This is a genomic window from Ruegeria sp. YTSB088 (assembly GCF_059609825.1).
On record NZ_JBXWMM010000009.1, the window covers coordinates 152,839 to 175,699 of the forward strand.

General features: G+C 54.1%; 15 protein-coding genes, 1 tRNA gene and 2 pseudogenes. 7 read left to right on the forward strand and 11 right to left on the reverse strand.

Annotated features, from left to right (window positions below; translation table 11 throughout):
- Positions 1–89: 89 nt before the first annotated feature.
- Both mtaB and dapF read right to left on the reverse strand, forming a co-directional pair.
- Entirely contained in the window at positions 90–1,346 is a 1,257-nt protein-coding gene (gene mtaB / locus AC2FFA_RS15740) for a tRNA (N(6)-L-threonylcarbamoyladenosine(37)-C(2))-methylthiotransferase MtaB (RefSeq protein ID WP_496852335.1), read from the reverse strand.
- On the reverse strand, positions 1,343–2,185 hold the full coding sequence (dapF, locus tag AC2FFA_RS15745) for a diaminopimelate epimerase (protein WP_496852336.1): 843 nt from the start codon (positions 2,183–2,185) through the stop codon (positions 1,343–1,345). Before dapF ends, mtaB begins: the two co-directional genes overlap by 4 nt.
- 211 nt (positions 2,186–2,396) lie before the next feature.
- Between dapF and AC2FFA_RS15750 the strand changes: the two genes are divergently transcribed.
- A tRNA-Lys gene (locus AC2FFA_RS15750) sits at positions 2,397–2,472 on the forward strand.
- 428 nt (positions 2,473–2,900) lie between these two features.
- On the opposite strand, the pseudogene AC2FFA_RS15755 reads toward AC2FFA_RS15750, so the two are convergent.
- A pseudogene (locus tag AC2FFA_RS15755) lies at positions 2,901–3,806 on the reverse strand (esterase-like activity of phytase family protein).
- 975 nt (positions 3,807–4,781) lie between these two features.
- Between AC2FFA_RS15755 and AC2FFA_RS15760 the strand changes: the two are divergent.
- Complete coding sequence (locus AC2FFA_RS15760) at positions 4,782–5,036, forward strand: hypothetical protein (RefSeq protein WP_496852337.1); 255 nt, start codon at positions 4,782–4,784, stop codon at positions 5,034–5,036.
- Between the two features lie 376 nt (positions 5,037–5,412).
- Here the strand turns inward: AC2FFA_RS15760 and AC2FFA_RS15765 are convergent, their stop codons facing one another.
- From AC2FFA_RS15765 to AC2FFA_RS15775, 3 genes are read right to left on the reverse strand one after another with little or no spacing between them, the layout of a single operon-like run.
- Positions 5,413–6,438 (reverse strand): adenylate/guanylate cyclase domain-containing protein, encoded by a 1,026-nt coding sequence (locus AC2FFA_RS15765; RefSeq protein WP_496852338.1) that lies wholly within the window; start codon positions 6,436–6,438, stop codon positions 5,413–5,415.
- On the reverse strand, positions 6,431–6,772 hold the full coding sequence (locus AC2FFA_RS15770; protein ID WP_117871494.1) for an Hpt domain-containing protein: 342 nt from the start codon (positions 6,770–6,772) through the stop codon (positions 6,431–6,433). Before AC2FFA_RS15770 ends, AC2FFA_RS15765 begins: the two co-directional genes overlap by 8 nt.
- Before the next feature lie 3 nt (positions 6,773–6,775).
- On the reverse strand, positions 6,776–14,167 hold the full coding sequence (locus AC2FFA_RS15775) for a GAF domain-containing protein (protein ID WP_496852339.1): 7,392 nt from the start codon (positions 14,165–14,167) through the stop codon (positions 6,776–6,778).
- 697 nt (positions 14,168–14,864) lie between these two features.
- Here AC2FFA_RS15775 and AC2FFA_RS15780 point away from each other — a divergent pair.
- Positions 14,865–15,008, forward strand: a pseudogene (locus AC2FFA_RS15780) (integrase); the annotation flags it as partial.
- A 134-nt stretch (positions 15,009–15,142) separates the two neighbouring features.
- Here AC2FFA_RS15780 and AC2FFA_RS15785 read toward each other — a convergent pair.
- The gene (locus AC2FFA_RS15785; protein WP_496818367.1) at positions 15,143–16,612 is read right to left on the reverse strand and encodes a di-heme oxidoredictase family protein; all 1,470 of its coding nucleotides are present in this window, start codon (positions 16,610–16,612) and stop codon (positions 15,143–15,145) included.
- 366 nt (positions 16,613–16,978) lie between these two features.
- On the opposite strand from AC2FFA_RS15785, the gene AC2FFA_RS15790 reads away from it, so the two are divergent.
- The 4 genes from AC2FFA_RS15790 to AC2FFA_RS15805 all read left to right on the forward strand — a co-directional run bounded on the left by AC2FFA_RS15790 (position 16,979) and on the right by AC2FFA_RS15805 (position 18,972).
- Complete coding sequence (locus AC2FFA_RS15790; protein WP_496852340.1) at positions 16,979–17,500, forward strand: hypothetical protein; 522 nt, start codon at positions 16,979–16,981, stop codon at positions 17,498–17,500.
- Between the two features lie 77 nt (positions 17,501–17,577).
- On the forward strand, positions 17,578–17,958 hold the full coding sequence (locus AC2FFA_RS15795) for a hypothetical protein (protein WP_496852341.1): 381 nt from the start codon (positions 17,578–17,580) through the stop codon (positions 17,956–17,958).
- A gap of 53 nt (positions 17,959–18,011) precedes the next feature.
- Positions 18,012–18,491, forward strand: a complete 480-nt coding sequence (locus AC2FFA_RS15800; protein ID WP_480642060.1) for a helix-turn-helix transcriptional regulator — start codon at positions 18,012–18,014, stop codon at positions 18,489–18,491.
- A 124-nt stretch (positions 18,492–18,615) separates the two neighbouring features.
- Positions 18,616–18,972, forward strand: coding sequence for a hypothetical protein (locus tag AC2FFA_RS15805; RefSeq protein ID WP_496852342.1), 357 nt, complete (start codon positions 18,616–18,618; stop codon positions 18,970–18,972).
- Between the two features lie 110 nt (positions 18,973–19,082).
- Here AC2FFA_RS15805 and AC2FFA_RS15810 read toward each other — a convergent pair whose 3' ends face one another.
- The 4 genes from AC2FFA_RS15810 to AC2FFA_RS15825 form a co-directional block, all read right to left on the reverse strand.
- The gene (locus AC2FFA_RS15810; protein WP_496852343.1) at positions 19,083–20,069 is read right to left on the reverse strand and encodes a zinc-dependent alcohol dehydrogenase family protein; all 987 of its coding nucleotides are present in this window, start codon (positions 20,067–20,069) and stop codon (positions 19,083–19,085) included.
- A gap of 81 nt (positions 20,070–20,150) precedes the next feature.
- Positions 20,151–20,996 (reverse strand): enoyl-CoA hydratase/isomerase family protein, encoded by an 846-nt coding sequence (locus tag AC2FFA_RS15815; RefSeq protein WP_496852344.1) that lies wholly within the window; start codon positions 20,994–20,996, stop codon positions 20,151–20,153.
- Between the two features lie 92 nt (positions 20,997–21,088).
- Positions 21,089–21,877 carry an SDR family NAD(P)-dependent oxidoreductase gene (locus AC2FFA_RS15820; protein ID WP_496852345.1) on the reverse strand — a complete coding sequence of 263 codons (789 nt, stop codon included), beginning with the start codon at positions 21,875–21,877 and terminating at the stop codon, positions 21,089–21,091.
- A 12-nt stretch (positions 21,878–21,889) separates the two neighbouring features.
- Positions 21,890–22,855, reverse strand: a complete 966-nt coding sequence (locus AC2FFA_RS15825) for an LLM class oxidoreductase (protein ID WP_496852346.1) — start codon at positions 22,853–22,855, stop codon at positions 21,890–21,892.
- Positions 22,856–22,861: the final 6 nt, after the last annotated feature.

Sequence of the window (22,861 nt, forward strand, 5' to 3'; positions counted from 1 at the left end):
TTTGTTTCTAGAACGAGTAAAAAGGTCCGAACCCCTTCTTGGCCTTTGAGCGGTTCTTCCTCGAGGTATTTTTTCCGGATGACGGGGGATCAGGCCGTGAGTTGGGACATGGTCTGCCCCGTGATCGCAGCGCGCACAATCTGCCCTTCGGGTTGCGCGGTTGCGAATGTCACCTCGGTGAATTGCTCGGTCCGGCCCATATGAGGATTCTCCATCAGGATGTGATGGGTCTTGCCGATTTGCTTCGACAGGTGTGTTGCGACCTGAGCGTCCCCCGCCGCACGCAAGCGGGCAGCGCGATCCTTGATGACTGTTCCATTCACCTGCTGCGGTATGCGCGCTGCCGGGGTGCCTTCTCGCTTGGAATAGGGGAAGACATGCAGCCAGGTCAGATCGCAATCGGTGATCAGTTTCAGCGAGTTTTGGAAATGCGCTTCCGTCTCGGTCGGGAAGCCTGCAATGATATCCGCACCGAAGGTCATATCGGAGCGCAGTTTCCGTGCGTCCTCGGTAAAGCGGATTGCATCGTCGCGCAGGTGGCGGCGTTTCATGCGCTTCAGAATCAGATCGTCGCCATGCTGAAGCGACAAGTGCAGGTGCGGCATCAGACGTGGCTCGGTCGCGATCGCCTGCATCAGATTTTCATCGACCTCGATCGAGTCGATTGAACTGATCCGCAGGCGTGGCAAATCTGGCACCAGCTTGAGAATCCGCATCACCAGATCGCCCAGTTTGGGCTGCGCGGGCAGGTCGGCGCCCCAGGAAGTCAGGTCGACCCCGGTCAGCACGACTTCGTTATAGCCGCGATCCACCAGCCGCTTGATCTGGTCCACCACCACGCCTGCGGGGACGCTGCGCGAGTTGCCGCGGCCGTAGGGAATGATGCAGAAGGTGCAGCGATGGTCGCAGCCGTTCTGGACCTGCACGTAGGCGCGCGAACGTGTACCGAACCCGTCGATCAGGTGTCCGGCCGTTTCCGTGACCGACATGATGTCATCGACCTGCACCGCCTCGGTCTCACCAATAAAATCGGCCGCCATGCCTTTCCAGGTCTCAGGCTGCATCTTTTCAGCGTTACCGATGACCGCATCGACCTCGTCCATCCGTGCAAAGGTTTCGGGCTCGGTCTGAGCGGCGCAACCAGTGACGATCAGGCGAGCATTCGGATTCTCGCGCCGTAGCTTGCGGATTTCCTGCCGGGCCTTGCGCACCGCCTCAGCCGTCACTGCGCATGTGTTCACCACCACAGCGTCTGTCAGACCTGCCTGTTGCGACAGCTCTTTCATTGCCTCGGTTTCATAGGCGTTCAGGCGGCAGCCCAATGTGGTGAACTTGGGCGGGTTCATCCCAGTGACCTCAGAAATTCAGGCGTCAGAGTGCCAGAAAAGACGTGGCACGTTGGGCCGGTCATCCAGACACCGTCGTCGCGCCAGTCAATCCAAAGCGTGCCGCCATCCAGATCAATCTGCACCTTGCGCCCGGTTAGCCCGCGACGCGCGGCAGCAACGGCAGTTGCACAGGAAGACGACCCGGAGGCCAGAGTGATGCCAACTCCGCGTTCCCATACACGCATACGGATGTGATCCGGGCTGATGACTTGTGCCACCTGCACATTCGTCCGTTCCGGGTAAAGCGGGTGGTATTCATAACGTGCACCGAACTCCGCCAATGGGATCGCTTCGGCGTTCTCAACGAAGAAAGTGCAATGCGGGTTGCCCATTCCTGTTGCCGTTGGGGCGCCTTCGATTGGCAATTCCAGCGTGTCCATCTCTTCTGCCAGCGGAACTTCGCGCCAGTCCAACTGCGGGTGACCCATGTTGACCGAGGTGCGCCCATCGCCAGCATCCCGCGCATGAAGTGTTCCGCGTTCGGTGGTGAGCGTCAGCGCAGAGCGACCCGTCTCATTCATAAGCAATCGCGCAATACAGCGGGTGGCGTTGCCACAGGCAGCAGAGGTTGATCCATCGGCGTTGTAGAACACCAGATGCGCGTCAGCTTCACCATTTTCAATAACGGCCAACTGATCGAAACCCACACCAATTTGCCGATGCCCGATTCCTTTGGCCAGCGCCGGCGTGATCGGGGCATCGTGCGCGCGTGCGTCAACGATGACAAAGTCATTGCCCAGCCCGTGCATCTTGATGAAGGGCAATCCTGTATCGAGTCTCTGTTGCATGGCGGGCATATATCGTTGGTCGGAACATGAATCCACCCTGTCGCGAAGATTCCTTAAAAAAGGGGTTGACCCTCCTGCGCCTCCTGCCTAATTAGGCCGCCTATCGGGTCGCCGGAAACACTTGATGTAACGGCGAAACGAGGCGCAAAATAAGGGCTTGAACCTAGTTGGGGAATTGCCGTAAAGAGCGCCACGGATCATCAAGATCCGGCAAAAGAGTGGGCCGTTAGCTCAGTTGGTAGAGCAACTGACTTTTAATCAGTGGGTCGCAGGTTCGAATCCTGCACGGCTCACCACTTTTTTCAGATAGAAACCAATTTGTTAGCTATCCTTGCGCCAACATGGCGGCTAGTTTAGCTGGTTACCTGGATACTTTTGGGGGACAAAACCCTAAGGCAAATGCGTCAATGAGTATGCTGTTTGCTTCGACCAGTACACTTGCGGCAATGAGGGCTTCACGTGTAAATCCAATTTGTCTGATCTAGCTACCGAGTACGATGACTTGGTCTACGACTACAATAACCTAATGAGCTCGTATAACGCGCTTCGCTATGAAGCTGAGGAACAAGTTTAAAACTACCAGCGACTATTCTCAGAATACGAAAGTGTGGTTTCAGAGAGAGACAATATCGTGTCGTGCGTTGACTCCGCCTCTTCGATTTCGGAAGCTCGATACTGCTTTTAGTTGAGGTTTTTTTATTGAAGCCTCAACTTCGAACGGGAATTAGCGACGCTGTTCGTTCCAGCGGTATTCGACGATTTCGGTATCCAAGAACATGCGGAAATTGTCATCGGATACCATTGTCAATCTGATTGCATTTGAAGCGTTGGACCATACTGCAATGCCCTCTAAGTTGCCGTGGGTGCGTATCTTGTTCTGTAGAAGAATGTCGGTTTCGACAATTCTGTCTTCCACGAATGCGAAGCGCCTCTCCCTATTTGAAAAACCAATCCCCCAAACAAATCGTCGTTCCAGCAAATACAAATGACCATCAGGTCCAGTGTCAGCTCCCACCGGCACGTAAGAACCACTTTTCCGAATCTCGCTTGATACAGACCATTCACCTTTCTCTAGGCGAAATACAGGAAAGGAATTTTCCGGCCATGTCTCTGGTATCGCAATGACCCGGCCCTGTGGGTCAAGTGACAGCGCTTCTAGTCCCTGATTGTAACGCAACGACTTGAACGCTTGGGTTTCGGTCTCGTAGTCGATATGGTTTGCCGTGTATTCGCCGGGGTTGAAGTACTCAACGTCGTGGTAGTTTTAAGTGCTGACCCAAAGCCTACCATTCTTCTGCAACGCGAGCGCTTCCAGGTCACTGTTTACTTCATCATGGTAATTCATCGAGCCCGGAGTTCTGGGGCGAACAATCTCCATGTGTTGAATGCCGACAATTGAGTCACCTTGCCTTCGTACTTTGGCAAAAACCAGCATCGGCCTATCTGACACGGCAATCAGCTTTGTTCCGTCTTCACTTATTTCCAAACCAGATTGGCCACCAAATCTTTCTTCTCCCGGCCATCTCCAACTTAGCTCACTCAACAACTCCAATTGCGAAGCAGCACCGTCATTTAAGTGAGCAATATATGCTCTCAGGGAAGTAAGGCTGACCAAAACAAAGCAAATCACAAGAAGAAGCGAAGTACGTTTCAAAGGAATTTTCCGAACAAGTCACATTTCTCGCATGACAATGACGAAACGAACAATAACGTCGCAACAGAATCCTGCAATCGTTCGCGCCAGAAGTGGTAACCACTGATTGAGCATACTCAGCCCAAGTCTGAACCTACTATCACGATACCAGAGGATGCGCTCAAATTTGAATAATCCCCAAGAAAAAAACTACACCGAGCGGAATCGGTGCAGGGCCAAGCCCGACAAGGGTCAAGTTGCATTGGTGGTCTTCCCTTGAACGGCAGATAGCCGACTTACATTCACGGCGCTATACAGCTGGACCACAGGACCACTGGGCAGCAATGCGTGATTGGTTAGTTCACAATGACGTCCCTGCTCCAAGAAACCTTCCTGGATGGCCGGAACATTTATAGAGGCTGGCTGAGGGGGTCGAGGCCAGCCTCTATCTTCGTCACGAGGGGGTAAGTGGTTATTCTGATCCCAAACTACTCAGTATGAGCGAAGCCCGAAATTGGGGGATTCCCGTAACGGCGCTGTTTCGGTCAAAAAGGTTCGTTTCCGGAGGATAAACAGTCAGTTGCCGAACGAGCTATGGACACAACTTTGCCACAATGCGATCCTCTTGACGTGGGTGGCATGCTTTTATTTTAGCACTTTCTGGTTTTTCTGACTGGATTTGAGGGGGTTACCTAGCACGGTGTGCCACCCCACGAGTTTTTCGTAAAACAGACCGAAGCAAGAACCGCGCTTTTCAAATGTCATTGCGCTTTCGTAATCTTCATCGAACGGTCGCAATCAGAACACTTCGCTCCCATATCACTTATATGCGGCGCGTCATGACGGGGTTTAGCGATTTCAATGAGGGGGTACGAGTTCGGCGCGTCGCAACCCCGACATGTTTTTCTGGCAAAAAACACCGGCTGTCTTGATATCAGAGTGACTGAATAAGAACGCGGGTACAGAGCACCAATGAATATCGATGAACCTAAACTAGTAATGTCAGACAAGTGCAAGTCCGTGCTTGTTGATGGGTATCGGTTTGAAATCGAAATCTACCGCCTGGACAACCAGAACAAGTGGACGTTGGAAGCGGTGGACTGCAAAGATGCCAGCTATGTCTGGGACGACAAGTTTGTTTCGGATCAGGAAGCCTTGGGTACTGCAATTGAGATTCTGAACAATGAAGGCGCTTTGGGCTTCATGGGTAAGGACACGAAGCCTTAGGGCAATTCCTTTCGGAGGATCTCTACATGTCGACTATCATGCGTTCGAGTTGGCGTGAAATACGCACCTGTTCAGTAACGGCCTTCCTCATCTCCTGAGCTTCTCTGGTGCGCATTCCGTGCTTGTAGGCGGGGTTGACTGACCCAGAACCATGCCTGCCGCCTGCGACATGCATACGGCAAACCGACCAACCCCTTACAGCAGGATTTTTGCATTGAACGCCACTACGTTTGGACGTCGCCGTGCATCGGGGTGCTGCATGTGCTCTTTGCATGGGGTTGGCGAATCCAAATTGAGCGGCTGCGACGACGGGGAGTTTAGTAGGAAGCGATCTTTCAGGAAATGATATCGGAGAAACGATACTCGTGTCGGAAAATTACAAAGCGTGAATGTCCAATGGATCGGAGAAGCCCTTGATCTGGGTCCCGCCAAATGTCTCCTGAATATCAACTCCGTCGAGCAGATCCAGGGTCTCTTGATCAACCAAAATCCGGCTTCCGGTGTTCTGGGTTTCCGCTTCCAATCGGGCTGCGAGATTTACTGCGGATCCGATACAGGTATAGGTCGCCCGATTGTCAGTGCCGGCATAGCCCGCGACGACTTCGCCTGTGGCGATACCGATCCCAATCCTGAGACTCCGTTCTCCATCCGCGAGCCGGTCATGATTCAGCATCTCTATCATGCTATGCATTTCATGCCCCGCAGCTACAGCACTTTGCGCAGTATTGTTCAGAGATTGTGGAACACCGAAGAGAGCCATCAACCCGTCACCCAGCATCAGGCTGACAATGCCGCCATTGCTGGTCACCGCCTCGAACATCAACGTGTAGAAGGTGTTGAGTAGATCAATTGTTGCCTCGGGCGCTAAGTTTTCTGAAAGGGCTGTGAAACCGCGAATGTCGCAAAAAAGAACCGATGCGTTTGCACGTTTGCCACCGATGGCAAACCCAGACTCTTGCAGGTCTTGCGCAACCTCGGTGGTTGCGAAGCGTTCGAGAAGGCGTCTTTGTTCGTCCCGCAGTCGCTTTTTTTCAAGGCAGCTGGAGACGCGGGCGCTGAGAAGCGTCTTGTTCACCGGCTTGGGCAAGTAGTCTTCTGCGCCTAACTCGATGCAGCGCACAATATTGTCGAGCCCTTCGACCGAAGAAGTCACAATCACCGGCAATTCGCGCAGGTCGGGGTCCGCATTGATTGCCTCCAGAACCTGAAATCCGTCCATTTCCGGCATTTCGATATCGAGTAGAAGCAGGTCATAAGACTGACTCGACAACATCTCCATCGCAACGAGGCCGTTCTCCGCGACAGAGGCTTTGTGCCCCAACAGTTCAACGTTGCGAGACAGGAGTAGTCGATTGACTTTGTTGTCATCAACGATGAGGAGATGGCCGGGTGCATCAGTCATTGTTCAGGGTCCGCAGGGCCACAGCAGCTTTGGCGAAAGCGGCCTCCAGGGCTTTCGCATCTGTAAGGTCGCCAGTCGCGGGTATGTCCCCGAGCTCGATTTTTCTTGCCAACTCGGCCAGTGCAGTCGCACCAAAGGTGTTTGCATTCGATTTAATGGAATGAGCCGCGCGGCGATACCCATCAGCATCGGACACGTCGGCAGCCGCTTTCAATTCGGCAATCATGCCGGGGGCTTCGTCGAGAAAGGTGTTTACAAGCTCGGCGGCGAATTCGTCGCCAGTCGCGTCCTTGAGTTCAGCGAAGATATCAAGATCAATTGGGCCGTTTGTCATGGATTACTTGCTTTTCCTGGGAACATTCAAAAGGGCTTCGATAAGAATAGGCAGGCGTATCGGTTTGGCGATGTAGTCGTCCATCCCGGCATCCAAACACATCTCGCGGTCGCCTTGCATGGCGTTGGCAGTCATGGCGACTATACGCGGTCGGTCTTCTTCGGGGAAATCTTTGTTTATGCGGCGTGAAGCTTCGAGCCCATCCATTTCGGGCATCTGCACGTCCATCAATACGATATCGTATGTTTGCCGGTTCACACTTTCGACCGCCTCAGCGCCGTTGCTGGCCAAATCAGCGCGATAGCCCATCTGTTCCAGCAGGCGAAGCGCAAGTTTCTGGTTCACCAAATTATCCTCAGCTAGCAGAATACGCAGAGGGTGGCGTTTTGCCATCTCTGGATCGGTCTGGGGTTTGTCTGCGGGCTTGGTCGGTTTCACGGGGATATCTTCGGTCGAAAACAGCGTGACCAGCGTGTCGAAGAGATGCGACTGACGCAGCGGCTTGGTGAGGTTGGCAGCAAAGAGGCCGCCTTCGAGGTCAATTTCACGTGGACCAAGAGAACTAAAGAGGATCAGCGGCAAGTCCGGATGCTTGGCCCGAATTTTCTGGGCAAGTTCCTCGCCATCCATTTCTGGCATGTGCATGTCGAGAATGGCCAGATCGAACTTTCCAGCCTTCTCGAGAGTCGCTAGCGCCTCGGGTGGGGTTTCACAGGTGGTGGTTTGAGTGCCCCATTTCTCGGTCTGAAGGGACAGGATTTTTCGGTTGGTGGCATTGTCATCCACCATAAGAATACGTTTGCCGTCCAGTTCGGACTGAACACCTACCAGATCGCGCGAGGATGATTTGACCGGTTTGGAGGGTTTGGCCCGGATCGTAAACGTAAAGGTCGAACCATGCCCTTCGCCGTCACTTCGTGCCCACATGGTGCCGCCCATGAGTTCCGCAAGACGCTTGGAAATTGCCAGACCAAGACCGGTGCCGCCATATTTGCGGGTAGTTGAGCTGTCTGCCTGACTGAAGGACTGGAACAGACGGCTCATCCCCTTGTCGGACAGGCCGATGCCGGTGTCACGGACTTTGAAAGTCAGCTCAAGCGATCCGCGCTTTTTGGCAGTTTGTTTAACTGAGAGAACCACTTCACCGCTTTCTGTGAACTTCACCGCGTTGGAAAGCAGGTTCAGCAGGATCTGCCGCAGCCGGGTCAGGTCAGCACTGATTGCAAGGGGCAGAGCGTCGTCAAGCTCATAAGCCAGATCAAGCTGCTTCTCGGCGGCTTTGCCGCTGATCAGATCTAGCGCGCTTTCGATACATTCACGCAGGTCAAACGGATGGTTCTCGATGTCCATCTGCCCGGCTTCGATTTTTGAAAAATCAAGAATTTCGTTGATTATGCCCAGTAGTGCGTCGCCACTGTCGCGGATCGTGTTGGCATAATCGCTTTGCTCGGCATCTAACTTGGTATCAATCAGGAGCCCACTCATCCCGATAACGGCATTCATCGGTGTGCGGATTTCGTGGGACATGGTGGCGAGGAAGGCACTTTTGGCCTCGTTGGCAGACTCGGCCGCTTCACGTGCCTCTTGAGCCTCCTGGAATAGGCGCACGTTCTCGATGGCAATAACAGACTGATCTGCAAAAGACTCAGCCATTGCAATATCGTCGTCCGAGAACGGTGTTTTTGATTTCCTGATGAAATAGAGCCCGCCCAAACACTTGTCTCCGCGCATTAACGGTGTGCCAAGGAAAGCTTCAAATCCGTTTTCTTCGTGAAGCTTCTTTGCCAAGCGCGGCAAGCCCTGCGACGTCAAATCGTGGACATGCATAGTTTTCCCGGACAGTAACACGGACGACAGAAAATTATCTTTCGGGTCCAACGGGTGTCGGGTTCGTCCGAAATCACGTAAAAGGCCTTTTGGCGTCGCCAAAGCCACTTGCCACCAGAAACTGTCCTCTGACAAAGCGGCGCCTGCCATGTCACATGAAACAAGCCGTGTCGCGGAATTCACAATCGCCTCAAAAACAGGTGTGGTATCTGAAGGCGATTGGCTGATCACCCGCAGTACATCAGCACTGGCAGTCTGTCGCGCTAAGGAAGCCTGAGTTTCATTGAACAGACGTACGTTTTCCAGCGCGATGATAGCCTGATCCGCGAAAGATTCGGCAATGGCTACTTCGTCATCACTGAAAGCCTTCGACGTTTTCCGAATAAAGGCGAGAGTGCCGAAACAGTCTTTCCCTCGCATCAAGGGTACCATCAAGAACGACTTGAATCCTTGCCGCTCGACGATTTCCGTGTCCCGCGGAGATAGTTCATCAAAGCGCGAGTCATCCAATTGCAGCGTCTTGCCTCTCTGGATGACGCGGGATGGCAGGTTGTCGTCGGGATCAATTGGCAGGCGCTCAGTCCAAGTGATTTCCTCTAAACCATCCGGAGTTGCGGCCGCCACTTGCCAGTATTCAGTTTTGTTAGCCTGCATGGCAATCGACAAGTCGCAATCGATAAGAGCCGTAGCCAGTCCGACAATCTTCTCAAAAACCGGTTTGGTATCTGTCGGGGATTCCGAGATCACTCTGAGGACATCCGCACTTGCCGTTTGGCGAGAGAGTGCGACTTGCGTATCGTTGAACAATTGAGAGTTTTGAATCGCTATGATCGCCTGCGAGGCAAAGGTCTCCATTTGCTTGACTTGCTTGTCCTCAAAGGCGGCTTTATTTCGGCTGCCCATACTGATGACACCTATCGTGTCACCGTCGCGTATCAAAGGTACAGAGAGAACCGACCTGTATCCATGCAAGTTGGTCCTAAGGACTGGATCATAATTAGGGTCCGCTTGAGTATCCTCAACGTAATCGGCGCGCCCATATAAAAGCGCCCGGGCGGTCGCCGACGTTTCCCCCGGTTCAAATGGATGCGACTCGAGAAATTTGGCAAAACTCTCTGTGAGATTGTGCCCGGCAAAGAAATGAAATTTTCCGTCCTCGGGTTTCTTAAGCGCCACAAAAGCATCTTGCAGGCGGCAGATGCGCGACGAAACCGCCACCAACGCTTCCAAAACCGGCTCTAAAGCGTCAGGGGAACGGGAAATCACCTCAAGCACTTCGGATGTGGCTTTCTGATACCCCAATGCCTCTTCAACTTCTGCGGTGCGGGCCTGCACTTCTTTGAACAGTCGCGTATTGTTGATGGCGATCACGGCCTGGGATGCAAAGGTTTCCAGCAAGCTGACTTGTTTGTCGCTAAAAGCTGCCGCTTGCCGATGCGCCATAACAATAACGCCAACGGTTATGCCATTGCTGACCAAGGGGACACCAAGGGTGGTTAGGTAGTCCCCGATCTCAGCCGCTTTTTTCCATGTGTAAGACGGATCCCCGCGGGTGTCTTTAATATAGACTGTCTTGCCATGCAGGGCCGTGCGCCCGATGCAAGAACCTTCCTCTGGCGCGATAGGGTTATCGGACAGGAATTTGAGAAAAGCACCACTGACATTGTGGGACATGGCCACACGGTAAAGGCCATCGTCAGCATCCTTCATTGCAAAGAACGCGTATTCCGGTGAACAGATACGCGACGAAACCTCCAGGATGGCGTCCAAAACCGGTGGAAGATCGTTCGGTGAGCGGGATATGACGCCGAGCACTTCGGACGTGGCTGTCTGGTACTTCAGCGCCTCTTCGACTTCTGCGGTGCGAGCCTGAGTTTCTTGCATCAAACGGACATTTTCGATGGCGATACTCGCTTGGGCAGCGAAACTTTGGACCAACTCGATTGTTTCAGGTGCTGGCTCTTCTGTGCCTGGCCAGCCAAGGTTGATGCAGCCCCACACTTTGCCGCCTGCCTTGATTGGCACGCCCAGCATACGACGCCATCCAACAGCTGCGGCGAACTCCGGGGCGTAGTACGTCGATTTCTGTGCATCTTCGATTTGAACCGGGGCACCTGCTTCGACAACAAAAGCCGACATGTGCCCTTCTGTATCAGAGACCGGGTAATCCGACATCAGCTCCGAAAACAACTCCAACGGAAATCCGTGTTGCGCACAGTAATAGAATTTGTCGTTTTTATATTGATCCAACACGCAGAACCGCGCGCGGCTGAGTTCGGCTGATTTTTTGACGATAAGGTCAAACACCGGCTGCAAATTGGAAGTCGCTTCGTTGATAATATGCAGAACTTCTGCACTTGCTTGTTCGCGCACCAGTGCTTCTTCAACTTCGGCGGTACGGGCCTGAACTTCTTCAAACAACCGGGTGTTGTTGATCGCAATTACAGCTTGGGCCGCGAACGTTTCCAAGAGGGCGATTTGTTTTGAATCGAATGGTGCGACTTTGTCGTGGCAGAGCACGATCACACCGACCACGACCTTATCCTTGACCAATGGGACACCCAGAAGCGAGCGATACTTGCCAATACGTGCGGCTTCCTTCCAGGCGTATTCGTTAGCTTCAGTGTCCTCGTAGTAGACTGTTTCGCCGCGTGCAGCTGTTTGGCCAATACCGCTCCCATGACCTGCCGGCACTGGGTGTGCCTTCATGAACTTCATGAAATCACTGTCAAAGTCGAGCATGATGTTAGTATGGTAAAGGTTGTCTTGGGGATTCAGAATCGAGATTGCCGCATATTTTGGCTCGCAAATCCGGCTGGCGACTTTCAGTATCTCCTTCAGCACCGGCTCCAGCTCATTCGGAGATCGCGAAATCACCGACAATACGTCTGAAGTGGCAGTTTGATACTCCAGTGCCTGCGTGACTTCTTCTGTCCGCTCCTCCAACTCGTGGAAAAGGTTTGCGTTGGTAATCGCGATAACGGCCTGATCCGCAAAAGTTTCCAGCAGTTTGATCTGTTTGGCGGAAAAACCCAAGACCACTGGCGCCCCAAGAGAGATAACGCCTACGACTTCGCCGTTTTTGACAAGCGGAAGTCCAAGCAATGATTTGTAATCACCTACGCCGCTTTCTTCCAACCAGGTGTAGGTGTCATCCGCTTCGACATCTTCGACATAGCTTGTGCGTTTCGACAAGATCGCACGCCCACTTACACCGTTCTCCGTTGGCGAAATCGGGTGAGCTTTGACGTATTCTGTAAAGGCCGTGTCCTGTGTGAGCGTCGAGTGCACATGAAAAAGCCCATCGTCCGGGTTCAGCATCGCGACATAGGCATCCTGCAATTCGCAGATGCGCGACGCTTCTTTAAGAATGGCGTCCAGAACGGGCGACAGTTGATTGGGAGACGCTGAGATCACACGCAGCACTTCGGATGTTGAAGTCTGATACTCCAAGGCTTGCGTGACTTCCGCGGTACGGTCCTGCACCTCTCGGAACTGGCGTACGTTATCCATTGCGATCACGGCTTGGGCCGCAAAGGTTTGGACCAGAGCGACATCATCATCCGAAAATGGCGAAACTTCACGGCGATAGAGAACGATCACCCCAAGACCCGTGTCGTCTTTCATCAACGGCACCGCAAGGACCGAGCGAGCCCCTTCGACTTCAACCATCTGAACCCGTTTTGGATCGCGATCCCGATAATAAAGCGGATCATCTGCAATATCGTCTTGCCGGATGACCTGGCCATCGATCATAGGGCGGATTGCAACGAGTTCCGTACGGGTCAAGGGCTCCACGAACCCCTTCAGGGCCTCATCAAAATCCGTTCGCGCACCGATATTGGCCGGAATTGTTGCAAGGCCACGTTCGTGATCGGCGACACACAGAAAGGCCAGCGGCGCTTTGCACAAACGGCTGGCATTTTCGAGTATGCTATTGAAAACAGGGCTATCGTCATCGCGACTGCGGCTGATGACTTCGAGGATTTCGCGCGACGCTTCTTCCCGTTCAAGCCGTTCCTGAACTTCACGAAACTGGCGCGTGTTTTCGATGGCAATAACTGCATGTTTGGCGAATTCTTCAATCAACTTTACGTCAGGGTCAGCAAATGGCCGTACCTCACGGCGGCTGACCGCGATGGCTCCGATAGCCTGATCTCCTTGCATCAGGGGGACCGTAACGCGTGACCGAATGCCTTCGATCTCAACCATCATGGCGGCTGTAGGATGGCCCGAGCGATAAAAATCCGTGTCGGTCAAATCATCGATGCGACCAACCTTACCTGTTCGTATCGCAGTGGCTATGGGAATCGATTCGTCCAACTGCCACTCGTCTCCGACATCAAATTCGGTTCTCTGATGCCCCCAATTCGCCGCCAACCGCCCGTGGGTCCCTGCAGCGTTGATCAAAATAAGGACCGCCTGATCTGCATCACATACCCTGGTGGCCTGCTGAAGCACTGAATCAAAGACGCGCGCATCGTCATCACGGCTTTGGCTAATGACCGTCAGAATTTCCTGCGTTGCCGTCTGACGCTCTAACTGCGTGTGCAGCTCATTCAATTGTCGCGTGTTATCCAAGGCGATCACAGCTTGGGCGGCAAAGCCCTCAACCAGAGAAATCTCGTCGTCTGTAAAGGCCCGAACCTCACGTCGGTAAATCCCGATGACGCCCACGGGCGTGCCATCTGCCGACATTAGTGGGACCGTAAGAAATGACCGGACACCTTCTTCGTCTACAAGTTGACGGCGCCATTGGTCGCCTTTGATATACTGGTCAGTCAGGCGCAAATCGACATTGTGAATAACGCGCGCCTCGCGCACGGACTCCGCAATCTGGAGATATGAGTCCAGCGACCAGCGATCTACGCCTACCTCGTAGGTCGCCAACTGATCACCGAAGTGGGCCGCATATTCGAGGTGGGTTCCTGCCTCATTCAAAAGGCTTAGTGTGGCGACATCCGTTTCGCAAAGCCGGGCGGTGTTTTCCAGGATTGTCTGGAACACCGGCGTCTCATCTTCCCGCGATCGACTAATTGTCTCGAGAACCTCACGCGTGGCACCTTCGCGTGCCAGACGGATCTGCAATTCGCGAAATTGGCGAACATTCTCAATGGCGATTACTGCCTGGGCGGCAAAGGTTTCGACGAGCTTGACCTGATCGTCGGTATAGGGCCGCACCTCGTCTCGCGCCAACATCAAGCATCCGATTGCACCGCCATCCAGCTTTAACGGAACAAACAGATTGCTGCGGCACCCATGCTTGTCGACAATCAGCTTGAACCGCTCATCGCCGGACTTGTGGAATTCAGTGTCTCCCATATCCACAACACGTTTGGTCTCGCCGCTGAGGATTGTTTCAGTCACCAGAGAATTGCCCGGCTCCATCGTGTATTTTCCGTCGCACCAGAGCTGCTGAATGTCAGGGTGCAGGTTAACACTGGCCACGAGCCGCTGAAGTGCGTCGCCTTCCTGTCCAAGAACCAGACCAGCAAAAACAGCGTCGCAAAGGTCTTTGGCAAGCGCAACAATCAGATCGCAAACCGGCTGAACGTCGTCCTTGGTCACAGAGATCGCCTGCATCACCTGAGCGGTGGCTTCAAACCGCGCCTGTTGATCAGCTGCGCTTAACTCCGAACTTGGCGCAGATGATGGCGCGGGACTTATCGGGGTCCCTGATGCCTTTTTGTCGCCCAACTGAGCCCAAACTCCCACGTCAATTCTGACTAACAACTGCCCGGAGTTTAGAGAGCATGTTATAGAAGTCACTGGAATTCTTTACGGATGATGCCCTTTGCATTCATGCACGCGCGAGCACGGCCCACTTAGCTCGGATCATCTGACTGGTCAGCGCGATGAATCAACAGAGTAGTGCCAAGGCGCTGGATAGCCTTATAGGCCTTACCGTTCTGGCACTCCATATGCGCCTCGAAATCGTCAGGCGTTCGATCTCTGAGACGCTCCACCGAGCGTCATTGCTTAAACCCAGACTTCTGTTGGCGAAAGGCAGCATGTGCTGGGCACGCAAGCCCCTGTAAACTCTCTGGGCAGATGCACTGCGAAGTGTACTGCTCGCTTAACAGGACGGCGGACATGTTCCCATCTCGGCCATCGAAGCAAAGGAAATGTTGCAAATGTCGGAATGGCCGCTTTCAGGAAGCTGATTAGTTAATCATGGTTCAAGCTCAATGTCCGGCCCATACCTGCCGTTGGCCGATGGGCGTCTTTTCTGCTGTGCGGACCGCCAAACCAGTCGTTCACTCCAAAAGTTTGCGGTATAACCAAGAAGCGTGGCAACTTACGTACGGTTTAACTTCTGCTGGGTCATGCGAAAATGGTCAGTACAGTTAGGTATCTGGACGCTGAGTTGGAAGACGCGCTTGTGATTGCAGAAGCTATTGAAATCTAATGACGCGGGCCGTCACACTCTTATAAAGCGATCAATGCCCGCGTTCCAGATATTCACTCAACGCGCAGTATTCAGGCAACTAGAATTCAATCGGCACCGGCCAAATCTGCCGTTCTACTTTTCTCAACCAGCAACTATTCTTCGACTGTCTTGTAAATAGTTAGATTCTCCAGAAAGGCGATGATTTTTGTTTGTTCACTTTCGCTGAGGTGGTTGTAGGCAGTGGCGCTGTCTGAGGCTTCGCCCGCATGACTCACAATTGCCTCTTGCAGAGTGGTCGCCCGACCATCGTGCAGCCAGGGTCCAGTTGCTCCGACACCCGCCAGTGATCGCGTCAGAAACATAGAAGCCCCCAACCCAAGAGGGTCATCGGGATCTGCCAAGTCGGAACCCATATCGTGTCGTTTGAAGTCTGTGTACCATCGGGCCACTGGCTCACCTTCGGCGTTCCGCGCCATTGCACCTAGATGGTGGACTGAACCGTCCAGCAGCTTAATCGAGTTGTTGGGCTGATCTCCGGCCAGATTGAATTTGATTGCACTGGCGACGTTCAGTCCATGAATATTCGGGTCAGATCCATCTGGAAACCTGGCATCGTAGAAACCCGGAATCTCGCTGGGTTCTTTAAACATTGCGTCCCGAAGGCTCATCGCTGGCATGTGACAACTGGTGCAGCCGGTTTGAGCAAAAAGCGCCTCTCCTGCCAGAATACTGGTTCTTTCGGATCCAGAAAGGTCGATCAAACCCAGATCGGCCAGTTCAATCTTGGTTACCGGCCGTTCGAGGGCTGCCATGTATACTGTAAGAGCCGTTACGTCGCCGACGGTCAACTCATTCACCACACCATCGAAATCGCCATCCTGATCTCCGACAAGCTCGACGGCCTGTAATCCCAGTTCATTGTGCGCAGCATTCCTGGTGAATGCTCTGATCGTTGCATGATTACCCTTCCATCCAAACGGTTTGATCACGAGGTCCGGGTCTATACCACTCAACCCACTGGAATCCGTGTCGACGGAACAAGGGTCTTGCGAAATACGCGTCAGTGTCAACGTTCCAAAGTCAACGCCCTTGGACTCTAACTGAACTGAGGCGCGACCCGAATTACAGGCAACCTGATGGGCTGCATCACGCTGTTGATATAGGTCCGTGCTAATTTCTTCTGCAAGCCGCTGAGGGATACCAAGCGCAAACAAGGGGAGTGTATTTCTCTCAAGATATCTGGCTGCGTCGCCCGTATGCGCAGGATCCACAAGAACGTTCATTGCAACGTCACCCGCCCCATTGGCAATCGGCGCGTTGTGACAGGCAATACACGATGTCGCGTTAGCCCCTCCTTCGCGCTTTGGAAAATGCGAAGCCCACTCCGATGGGTCGGCGAGATCAGCCCGGGGAATGCGCGTAAAACGACGACCTTCGCCGATATTGGCACCGACCCCGCGCGCTGCGTCAAAGCTGAACTCGGTCAGTTCATCCCCTGCCTCGAAGGCCTCTAGAAACGCCTTGGTTGCCTCTCCGTTCTGTATCATGCGCGATAATTCGTGCTGATCGACGGGCGCAGGTTCCTCCTCAGCATAGGCCGACAAAGGCATCAGGCTTGCCATTATAAAGCTCAGGGTGCTTGGTCGCATATCGTGTCCACTTCTTGGTCGCGAGGTTCGTTTTGTAGTGACGGCTGAAGGGACTTGGGTGACATGTTTTCCGATCAGAAAGCCATTGTACCTAGGCTGCGAAAGGACGTTCTAAGCCAAAATCATATAGACCTTTGACACCGAAAATCTCATCGTGAAGAACGCCTTATGAACGCGCCAATCTTGAGCATTTCGGCCATGCTGGGCGCTTTTATGACTTTAGCTTATACCGCCAAAAATCAGGCTCGCGTCCAGTATTCCAATCGATGTTTTCACTGCATCTAGGCTTCACGGCACCAATCCAAGCCGCGCTAAATCTTACAAACAGGAAGACTAAACATGCGTACTCTCTCACTCCCTCACAGCCCGTTGATCCTTGCAGCCCTGATCACCGCAGTGTCGTTCCAGCCGCTACTTGCCCAAAGCATTTCGGTTGTTGACCCGAGTACAGGGGAAACCGTCGAGCTTTCGGAAGTGGATTTCGAAGCATTGTCCGAGGAAGAACGTGCCGATATTCGGGATCAGCTGAAAGAACAGGGAGTCCAGCCCCGAGGCGGTGATCGGAACGCCCTCGACATTTCAGAGGTTGAAGTCGTCGACCCTTCAACCGGCGAAACCGTGGCGCTGGGGGATATCGACCACTCAAGCTTGAGTCCCGAAGATCGGCGGAACATCGGCGATCAACTGGCCGAACAAGGGGTCCCAGCAGGTCGCGGCGGGCGTGACGATGCAGGCCGAAATCCGGATTCCGGCACCGAGACGGTTGACTCTGGCGAAAGGGGCGGCAGTGGCGAAGGTCGTGGAGATCGCGGCGGCGAAGGTCGTGGCGGTCACGGCGGTCGGGACGGTCCTCGCGGGTAACATAAAGCCACCGCGCACCGGTTGACACGGTGCGCGGTAACCCCTTAGCCAAATTGCAAAGGTACGGGAACTTTATGATGTTTAGATCACCTATCCTCGCAAGTTTTGCGGTGGTCATGCTCTTGCACTCGCCGGTGCAGGCTCAGGTATCCGTTGCGGATGACGTCATCGCGCGGATTGAGGCCGAAGGTTACACGGTCGAGGAAGTAAAACGGTCTTGGCTGGGCCGCATCGTCATCACCGCGAGTGATCAGAATGAGCTGCGCGAGGTGGTGTTGAACCGTACATCCGGAGAGGTTTTGCGAGACCAAAGTTTCTCGAAGAAATCACATGGCGACGGGCGCCCTGCACCGCCAGCCAACAAACCAGACAAACCTTCCCAGCCGAGCGAACCAAATGTGCATGGCGGTCCCAAAGGGGGTGGCGGACAAGGCGGTAAAGGAAAAAACGGTGGGTAATCCGACATGAGAGAACCTGCTGAAACAGAATTTACCAGCGCACGGTGCCGCGCATGATGAACCGCGCATGGGTCGTTTGGACCCTTGTCCTTATCCAGTGCCTATGTGGTGCTTATTTCCTGTGGGAAATTCTGGCATCTATTTTGGGCATTCCATCGGTTCCGCTACGTTGGAATGTGCGAGAGCTTGTCGAAGCGGGCGCCAGTATCGGGCTGATACTTGGTGCATTTCTGGGTGTCCGGCTTGCGCTCGTGGCCCAAAAAGCGACACACCGGGCCGAAACCGCCCGCCGGATCACGTCCGGCGAGTTCACAACAGTAGTAGAGGCGTATTTCGAAAAGCTCGGCCTGACTGGCGCGGAAACAGAGATCGCATGGCTTGTTCTGAAAGGGATGTCTATGGCTGAGATCGCCAATCTGAGGCAAACCCGAATTGGAACCGTTAAGGCTCAATGTACTGCGATTTACAGAAAGGCGGGAGTGTCTGGCAAAAGCCAATTGATCTCACAGCTCGTTGAGGACCTCTTGTTCTAGGCACAACTTAGATCAGATGGCGCTATGGCATTCACCCGATACAGTGTACAAAACTTGCGTTTCAATTGCCGTTGCCGTCTGGGGGCTAGTCCGACCCGAGCGAACAGTTTCACTCTTGGAGTCATTGGAAAAGTTTCTCGCGTCCGGCCCCAAAAAAAACCAAGGCTACAACCGGTTCGGGCACCTGACGCTGCCATATCTAGAAAAACTCCCAGAATCTTGGGCCCAGGAACTCGATTTGTTCTGGATTGAAGCCAAAAAGGATGTCAGCCACCGAAGTGCTGATCAGCGAGAGATCCCGGACTATCTGGGTATCGACGCCATTTATGGTTTCTTTGAGCAGCAGCCGTCGATGACGCTCTCTGAAGTACGCACCCGAATGGAAGAGTTGCTCGACGCGGCAGAGCAGCCGTCACGAAGCGCAAACAAACTAATCTTGGATCGGATTGCTGTTATATTCCGTTCAAAACGACCATACTGAGTTGTACCAAACCGCAAACGCGCTCACGGCCTACAGACGACATCAATTGCAACTCAAACTGAGTTGGTGCGCAAGGTCATTATGCGCGCACCAAGCCCAACCGGATCAGATCATAGTTCCACAACGACTTTTCCGACCGCACCTCCATGAGTCAGATGCGCATAGGCGGCATCGACATTGTCCCACCCAAACTTCTGTTCGTCGACAATTGGCTTGAGCCTGCCAGCATCCACCAGATCTGCCAACGACCGCAAGATGTCCCCATGGGTTTGCCGCCCAACATCGTGCATCATCGGAATCAGCATGAAGACGACATGCAAAGACAGGCCCTTGAAATGCACAGGCGTCAAATCAATCTCGACCATCGCGACCGTCGTGGCAACATGCCCATTGAGCTTGGCCGCGGCGAAAGAGTTTGTCATGTTTGGCCCACCAACGCTGTCAAACACCACATCGAAGCCTACGCCATCAGTATGCTCGGCAACATAGTCCTCGACTGTTTCCGTTGTGAAATCCAAGGGACGCGCACCAAGACCCTCGATCAAGGCCAACTGATCTGCACCACGACCTGTTGCGGACACGGCCGCGCCAAGGTGGCGGGCTATTTGAACGGCGACATGACCAACGCCACCTGCGCCGCCATGAACCAATAAAGTCTGCCCTTCGCCAACACCGGCGCGGGTCAGCCCTTCGTAGGCGGTGATGCCGACGAGAGGCAGCGCTGCGGCTTCCCGCATGCTCAGCGTCTTGGGTTTGTGGGCAATCAGGCGCGCATCTGCGTTAATGTGCTCTGCCAAAGCGCCCGTGAGATCCATCAATCCACCAGAACAACCGTACACCTCATCGCCTATCGCAAAACCTGTCACACCGTCGCCAATCGCAACGACCGTGCCAGCGAAATCCATGCCAAGCACGGCGGGCAATTGGGGGGACAGAGGCAGGTCCGCGCCCATGCTTCGGATCATTGTGTCGACGGTGTTGACGCTGGTCGCGGCCACTTTGACGACCACATGTCCAGAAGTCGCGACAGGGTCGGATATTTCAGCAAGATCGAACAGCGCATCGGGTCCGTAAGAGTTGAGAACCATTGCTTTCATTGAGATTTTCCTTTTGTGAACATGGTGTCAGGCCTACGTGGAAATCACGCACGCCTGACGAGACTATTGTCTTGGGGGTGGTCAGTTGATGTCCTGCACCTGCATCACCAGATCGCCCCAATTGCGCTGGTTTTCGATGTCGTGTTCCAAACCTTGTTCATCCGCGATGGTGAACCGTTTGACGGCCGGAGTTTTGCTGGTGGCCTGATAAAGCCAATAGGCTTCGGCTTTCAGCGCTTCATCAATTGGTTTGTCGATCGATTCATAGACCATCTGTTTGCAGGCATTGATCGACTCTGCCGGGAACTGTGCGATCCGTTCGGCCAGTGCGGTCACATAAGCGCCAATTTCTTCCGGCTCCAAAGCCTTGTTGATGGTGCCCAGACGCTCGGCATCATCCGCATCGTAGTCTTGCGCGCTCAAAATGATCTCAAGCGCTTTTCCAAGGCCTGTTTGGCGCGCCATGCGCGAGGCGCCGCCGCCACAGGGCAGGATGCCCATTCCGACCTCCATCTGCATGAACTTGTACTTGCCCCGCGCGGCAAACCGCATGTCGAGCGCCAACGCCAACTCATGTCCACCACCGCGTGCAGACCCTTCCAGCTTTGCGATTGTGGCCTGCGGCACCTTGCTGATCCGCTCGCAAACCGACTGTAGATCCAAAAGCCGTGCATCCTCGCGGGATACGGCCTCAGTCGACATGTCCTTGAGCAGTTCGGTGTCGTAGTGGCAGACCCAGATTTCCGGGTTTGCAGATTGAAAGATCACGACCTTGGTGTCGCGGTCTCGCTCTAAGCGCATGGCCAGACTGTTGAGATCGGCCAGCATTTCCTGGCCTTGCACGTTCACAGAGCCAAAGTTGAATGTCGCTGTAGCGATACCGTTCTCAACGGCTACGTCAAAGGTTTGAAAGTTCTCGTATTTCATCGGGCAGTCCTTTCTTGGGCCTCGACGCATCACGCGTGAGGGGTCAGGGAGTGTTAAAGGTGGAAGTGCGTGGCGTTTTAGCGCCACGCGGGTCAGTTGGTCTGGTTAACCAATTCTCTGATGGTTTTCATGACGTCGGCAGCGTGGCCTTTGTCGAGTGCCGCTGCGTGTGGATCTGAGAATGCCCCACTGTCATTGTCAAAATAGGCGCCCGACGCATCAGCGAACCGCTCACCTAATGCCGCATCAATCAAGATATCAGCGCCGATGTTCATATCGTTCCCGGCCAAGCCAAAGCCGTCTTTCACCATTTTTGAGGCCAAAAGCGATCCTGGATTTACTGCGACCATGACAGGCGCATCGGATAGCGATTTGGCCCATTCCCGGGTCCAGATGGTGAGGGCCAACTTGCTCTGAGCATAGGCTTCCATATCCGCCAGCGGAACATTGCCCTGCATGGCCCGGATGTTCACCGGGGCCTGCGCCGCCGATGACAGGTTCACGACGCGCCCGTCAGCAGGAACGATAGGCAGCAGCAACGCGGTCAGCAGATAAGGTGCAAGCGTGTTCACGACAAAGCGGATGTCCTGCCCATTCTCAAGCACCGATTGCGGGGCTTTCAACACACCCGCGTTGTTGATCAATACATCCAACCTGTCATGTTTGGCCCGCACGTTCTCGGCCAGTTCCTGCACCGCGGACAGGTCGCTCAGATCAGCGGCATAGGTTTCGACCTTTTCACCGACTTCGGCAGCTGCGCTCTCCAATTTGGGTATACTGCGGCCATGCAACAGCACGTTGTGCCCGTCAGAGGCCAGCTTCTTGGCCGTCAGCAAACCAATGCCGTCGGTTGAACCTGTAATAAGAATGGTCTTGGTCATCGGTCTGATCCTTTACGAAAAGCTAGGCAGCACAGTGTCTGCCAAGTGTTCAAGGGTTGCGTCGATAGGCGCTTGATTGAGCCGAAGATTCAGGGCGACGTGGTTGATCCCGAGCGTTTCAATCTCGCGCAGATAGCTGCGCAGAAAATCGGTGCCAGACTGAAACCCAAGATGGATCGGGCGCGGGCGCGCGGCGGGGTCCGCAATGACATCGACATAAAGCGACTGCATGACAGGCTTATCACGTTGGCCCGCCTCCCTAACGCGTCGTCGGTAATCCGCGATGACCTGCCCTTGGGCAGACGCATTCCGCGGATAGGTCATCCAACCGTCGCCGTTCTGCGCCACCCAATCGGGGGATTGCTGGCTACCGCCGGTAATAAGCATCGGCAGTCGTGTGCCATGCGGCTTCGGCAATAGGTCAATTCCGCCAGACAGCTTGCCCTGAGCGCTTTCATAATTGGGATAGGCCGTTCCAACCGCGCGAATGTAGTCAATGCTGTCGCGGAAACGTGCCCCTCGGTCGTCAAAGCTGTGGTTCATCGCCGGGTATTCCTCGGGGCGGTCACCTGAAGCAACGCCCAACAGCAACCGTCCGCCCGAGAGTACATCAGTCGTCGCCGCTGACTTGGCCACATGCGCGGGGTGACGCAATGGCAGGATGATACTCGACGTTCCAAGCGCAATCCGGTCTGTCGCTGTTGCCAGAGCACCCAGATAGACGAATGGATCCAAAACCTGTCCCGGATCACCGAAACTTGGCACATTAAAAGGCACGTCGCGCAGCCAAAGTGCCGCAAACCCAAGTTTCTCTGCCCTTTGAGCCGCTTCCAGATGACCGCGCAGCGTCGGTTCTGCGCCGACTGCGTATGCCTCAAGCGGCAGCACAAGGCCAATGCTCAAACGCTCGGGACGGAACACCCGGTTATAAGCCACGTTGATCTGGGTAAACTCGTTAGGCTGCATTTTATCCAACATCTCGGG

Excerpts from the sequence above, each read along its gene's own strand:
- mtaB (WP_496852335.1), bottom strand. The coding sequence starts at position 1,346 with ATGAACCCGCCCAAGTTCACCACATTGGGCTGCCGCCTGAACGCCTAT.
- dapF (WP_496852336.1), bottom strand. The coding sequence starts at position 2,185 with ATGCCCGCCATGCAACAGAGACTCGATACAGGATTGCCCTTCATCAAG.
- AC2FFA_RS15760 (WP_496852337.1), top strand. The coding sequence starts at position 4,782 with ATGAATATCGATGAACCTAAACTAGTAATGTCAGACAAGTGCAAGTCC.
- AC2FFA_RS15765 (WP_496852338.1), bottom strand. The coding sequence starts at position 6,438 with ATGACTGATGCACCCGGCCATCTCCTCATCGTTGATGACAACAAAGTC.
- AC2FFA_RS15770 (WP_117871494.1), bottom strand. The coding sequence starts at position 6,772 with ATGACAAACGGCCCAATTGATCTTGATATCTTCGCTGAACTCAAGGAC.
- AC2FFA_RS15785 (WP_496818367.1), bottom strand. The coding sequence starts at position 16,612 with ATGGCAAGCCTGATGCCTTTGTCGGCCTATGCTGAGGAGGAACCTGCG.
- AC2FFA_RS15790 (WP_496852340.1), top strand. The coding sequence starts at position 16,979 with ATGCGTACTCTCTCACTCCCTCACAGCCCGTTGATCCTTGCAGCCCTG.
- AC2FFA_RS15795 (WP_496852341.1), top strand. The coding sequence starts at position 17,578 with ATGTTTAGATCACCTATCCTCGCAAGTTTTGCGGTGGTCATGCTCTTG.
- AC2FFA_RS15800 (WP_480642060.1), top strand. The coding sequence starts at position 18,012 with ATGATGAACCGCGCATGGGTCGTTTGGACCCTTGTCCTTATCCAGTGC.
- AC2FFA_RS15810 (WP_496852343.1), bottom strand. The coding sequence starts at position 20,069 with ATGAAAGCAATGGTTCTCAACTCTTACGGACCCGATGCGCTGTTCGAT.
- AC2FFA_RS15815 (WP_496852344.1), bottom strand. The coding sequence starts at position 20,996 with ATGAAATACGAGAACTTTCAAACCTTTGACGTAGCCGTTGAGAACGGT.
- AC2FFA_RS15820 (WP_496852345.1), bottom strand. The coding sequence starts at position 21,877 with ATGACCAAGACCATTCTTATTACAGGTTCAACCGACGGCATTGGTTTG.
- AC2FFA_RS15825 (WP_496852346.1), bottom strand. The coding sequence starts at position 22,855 with ATGTTGGATAAAATGCAGCCTAACGAGTTTACCCAGATCAACGTGGCT.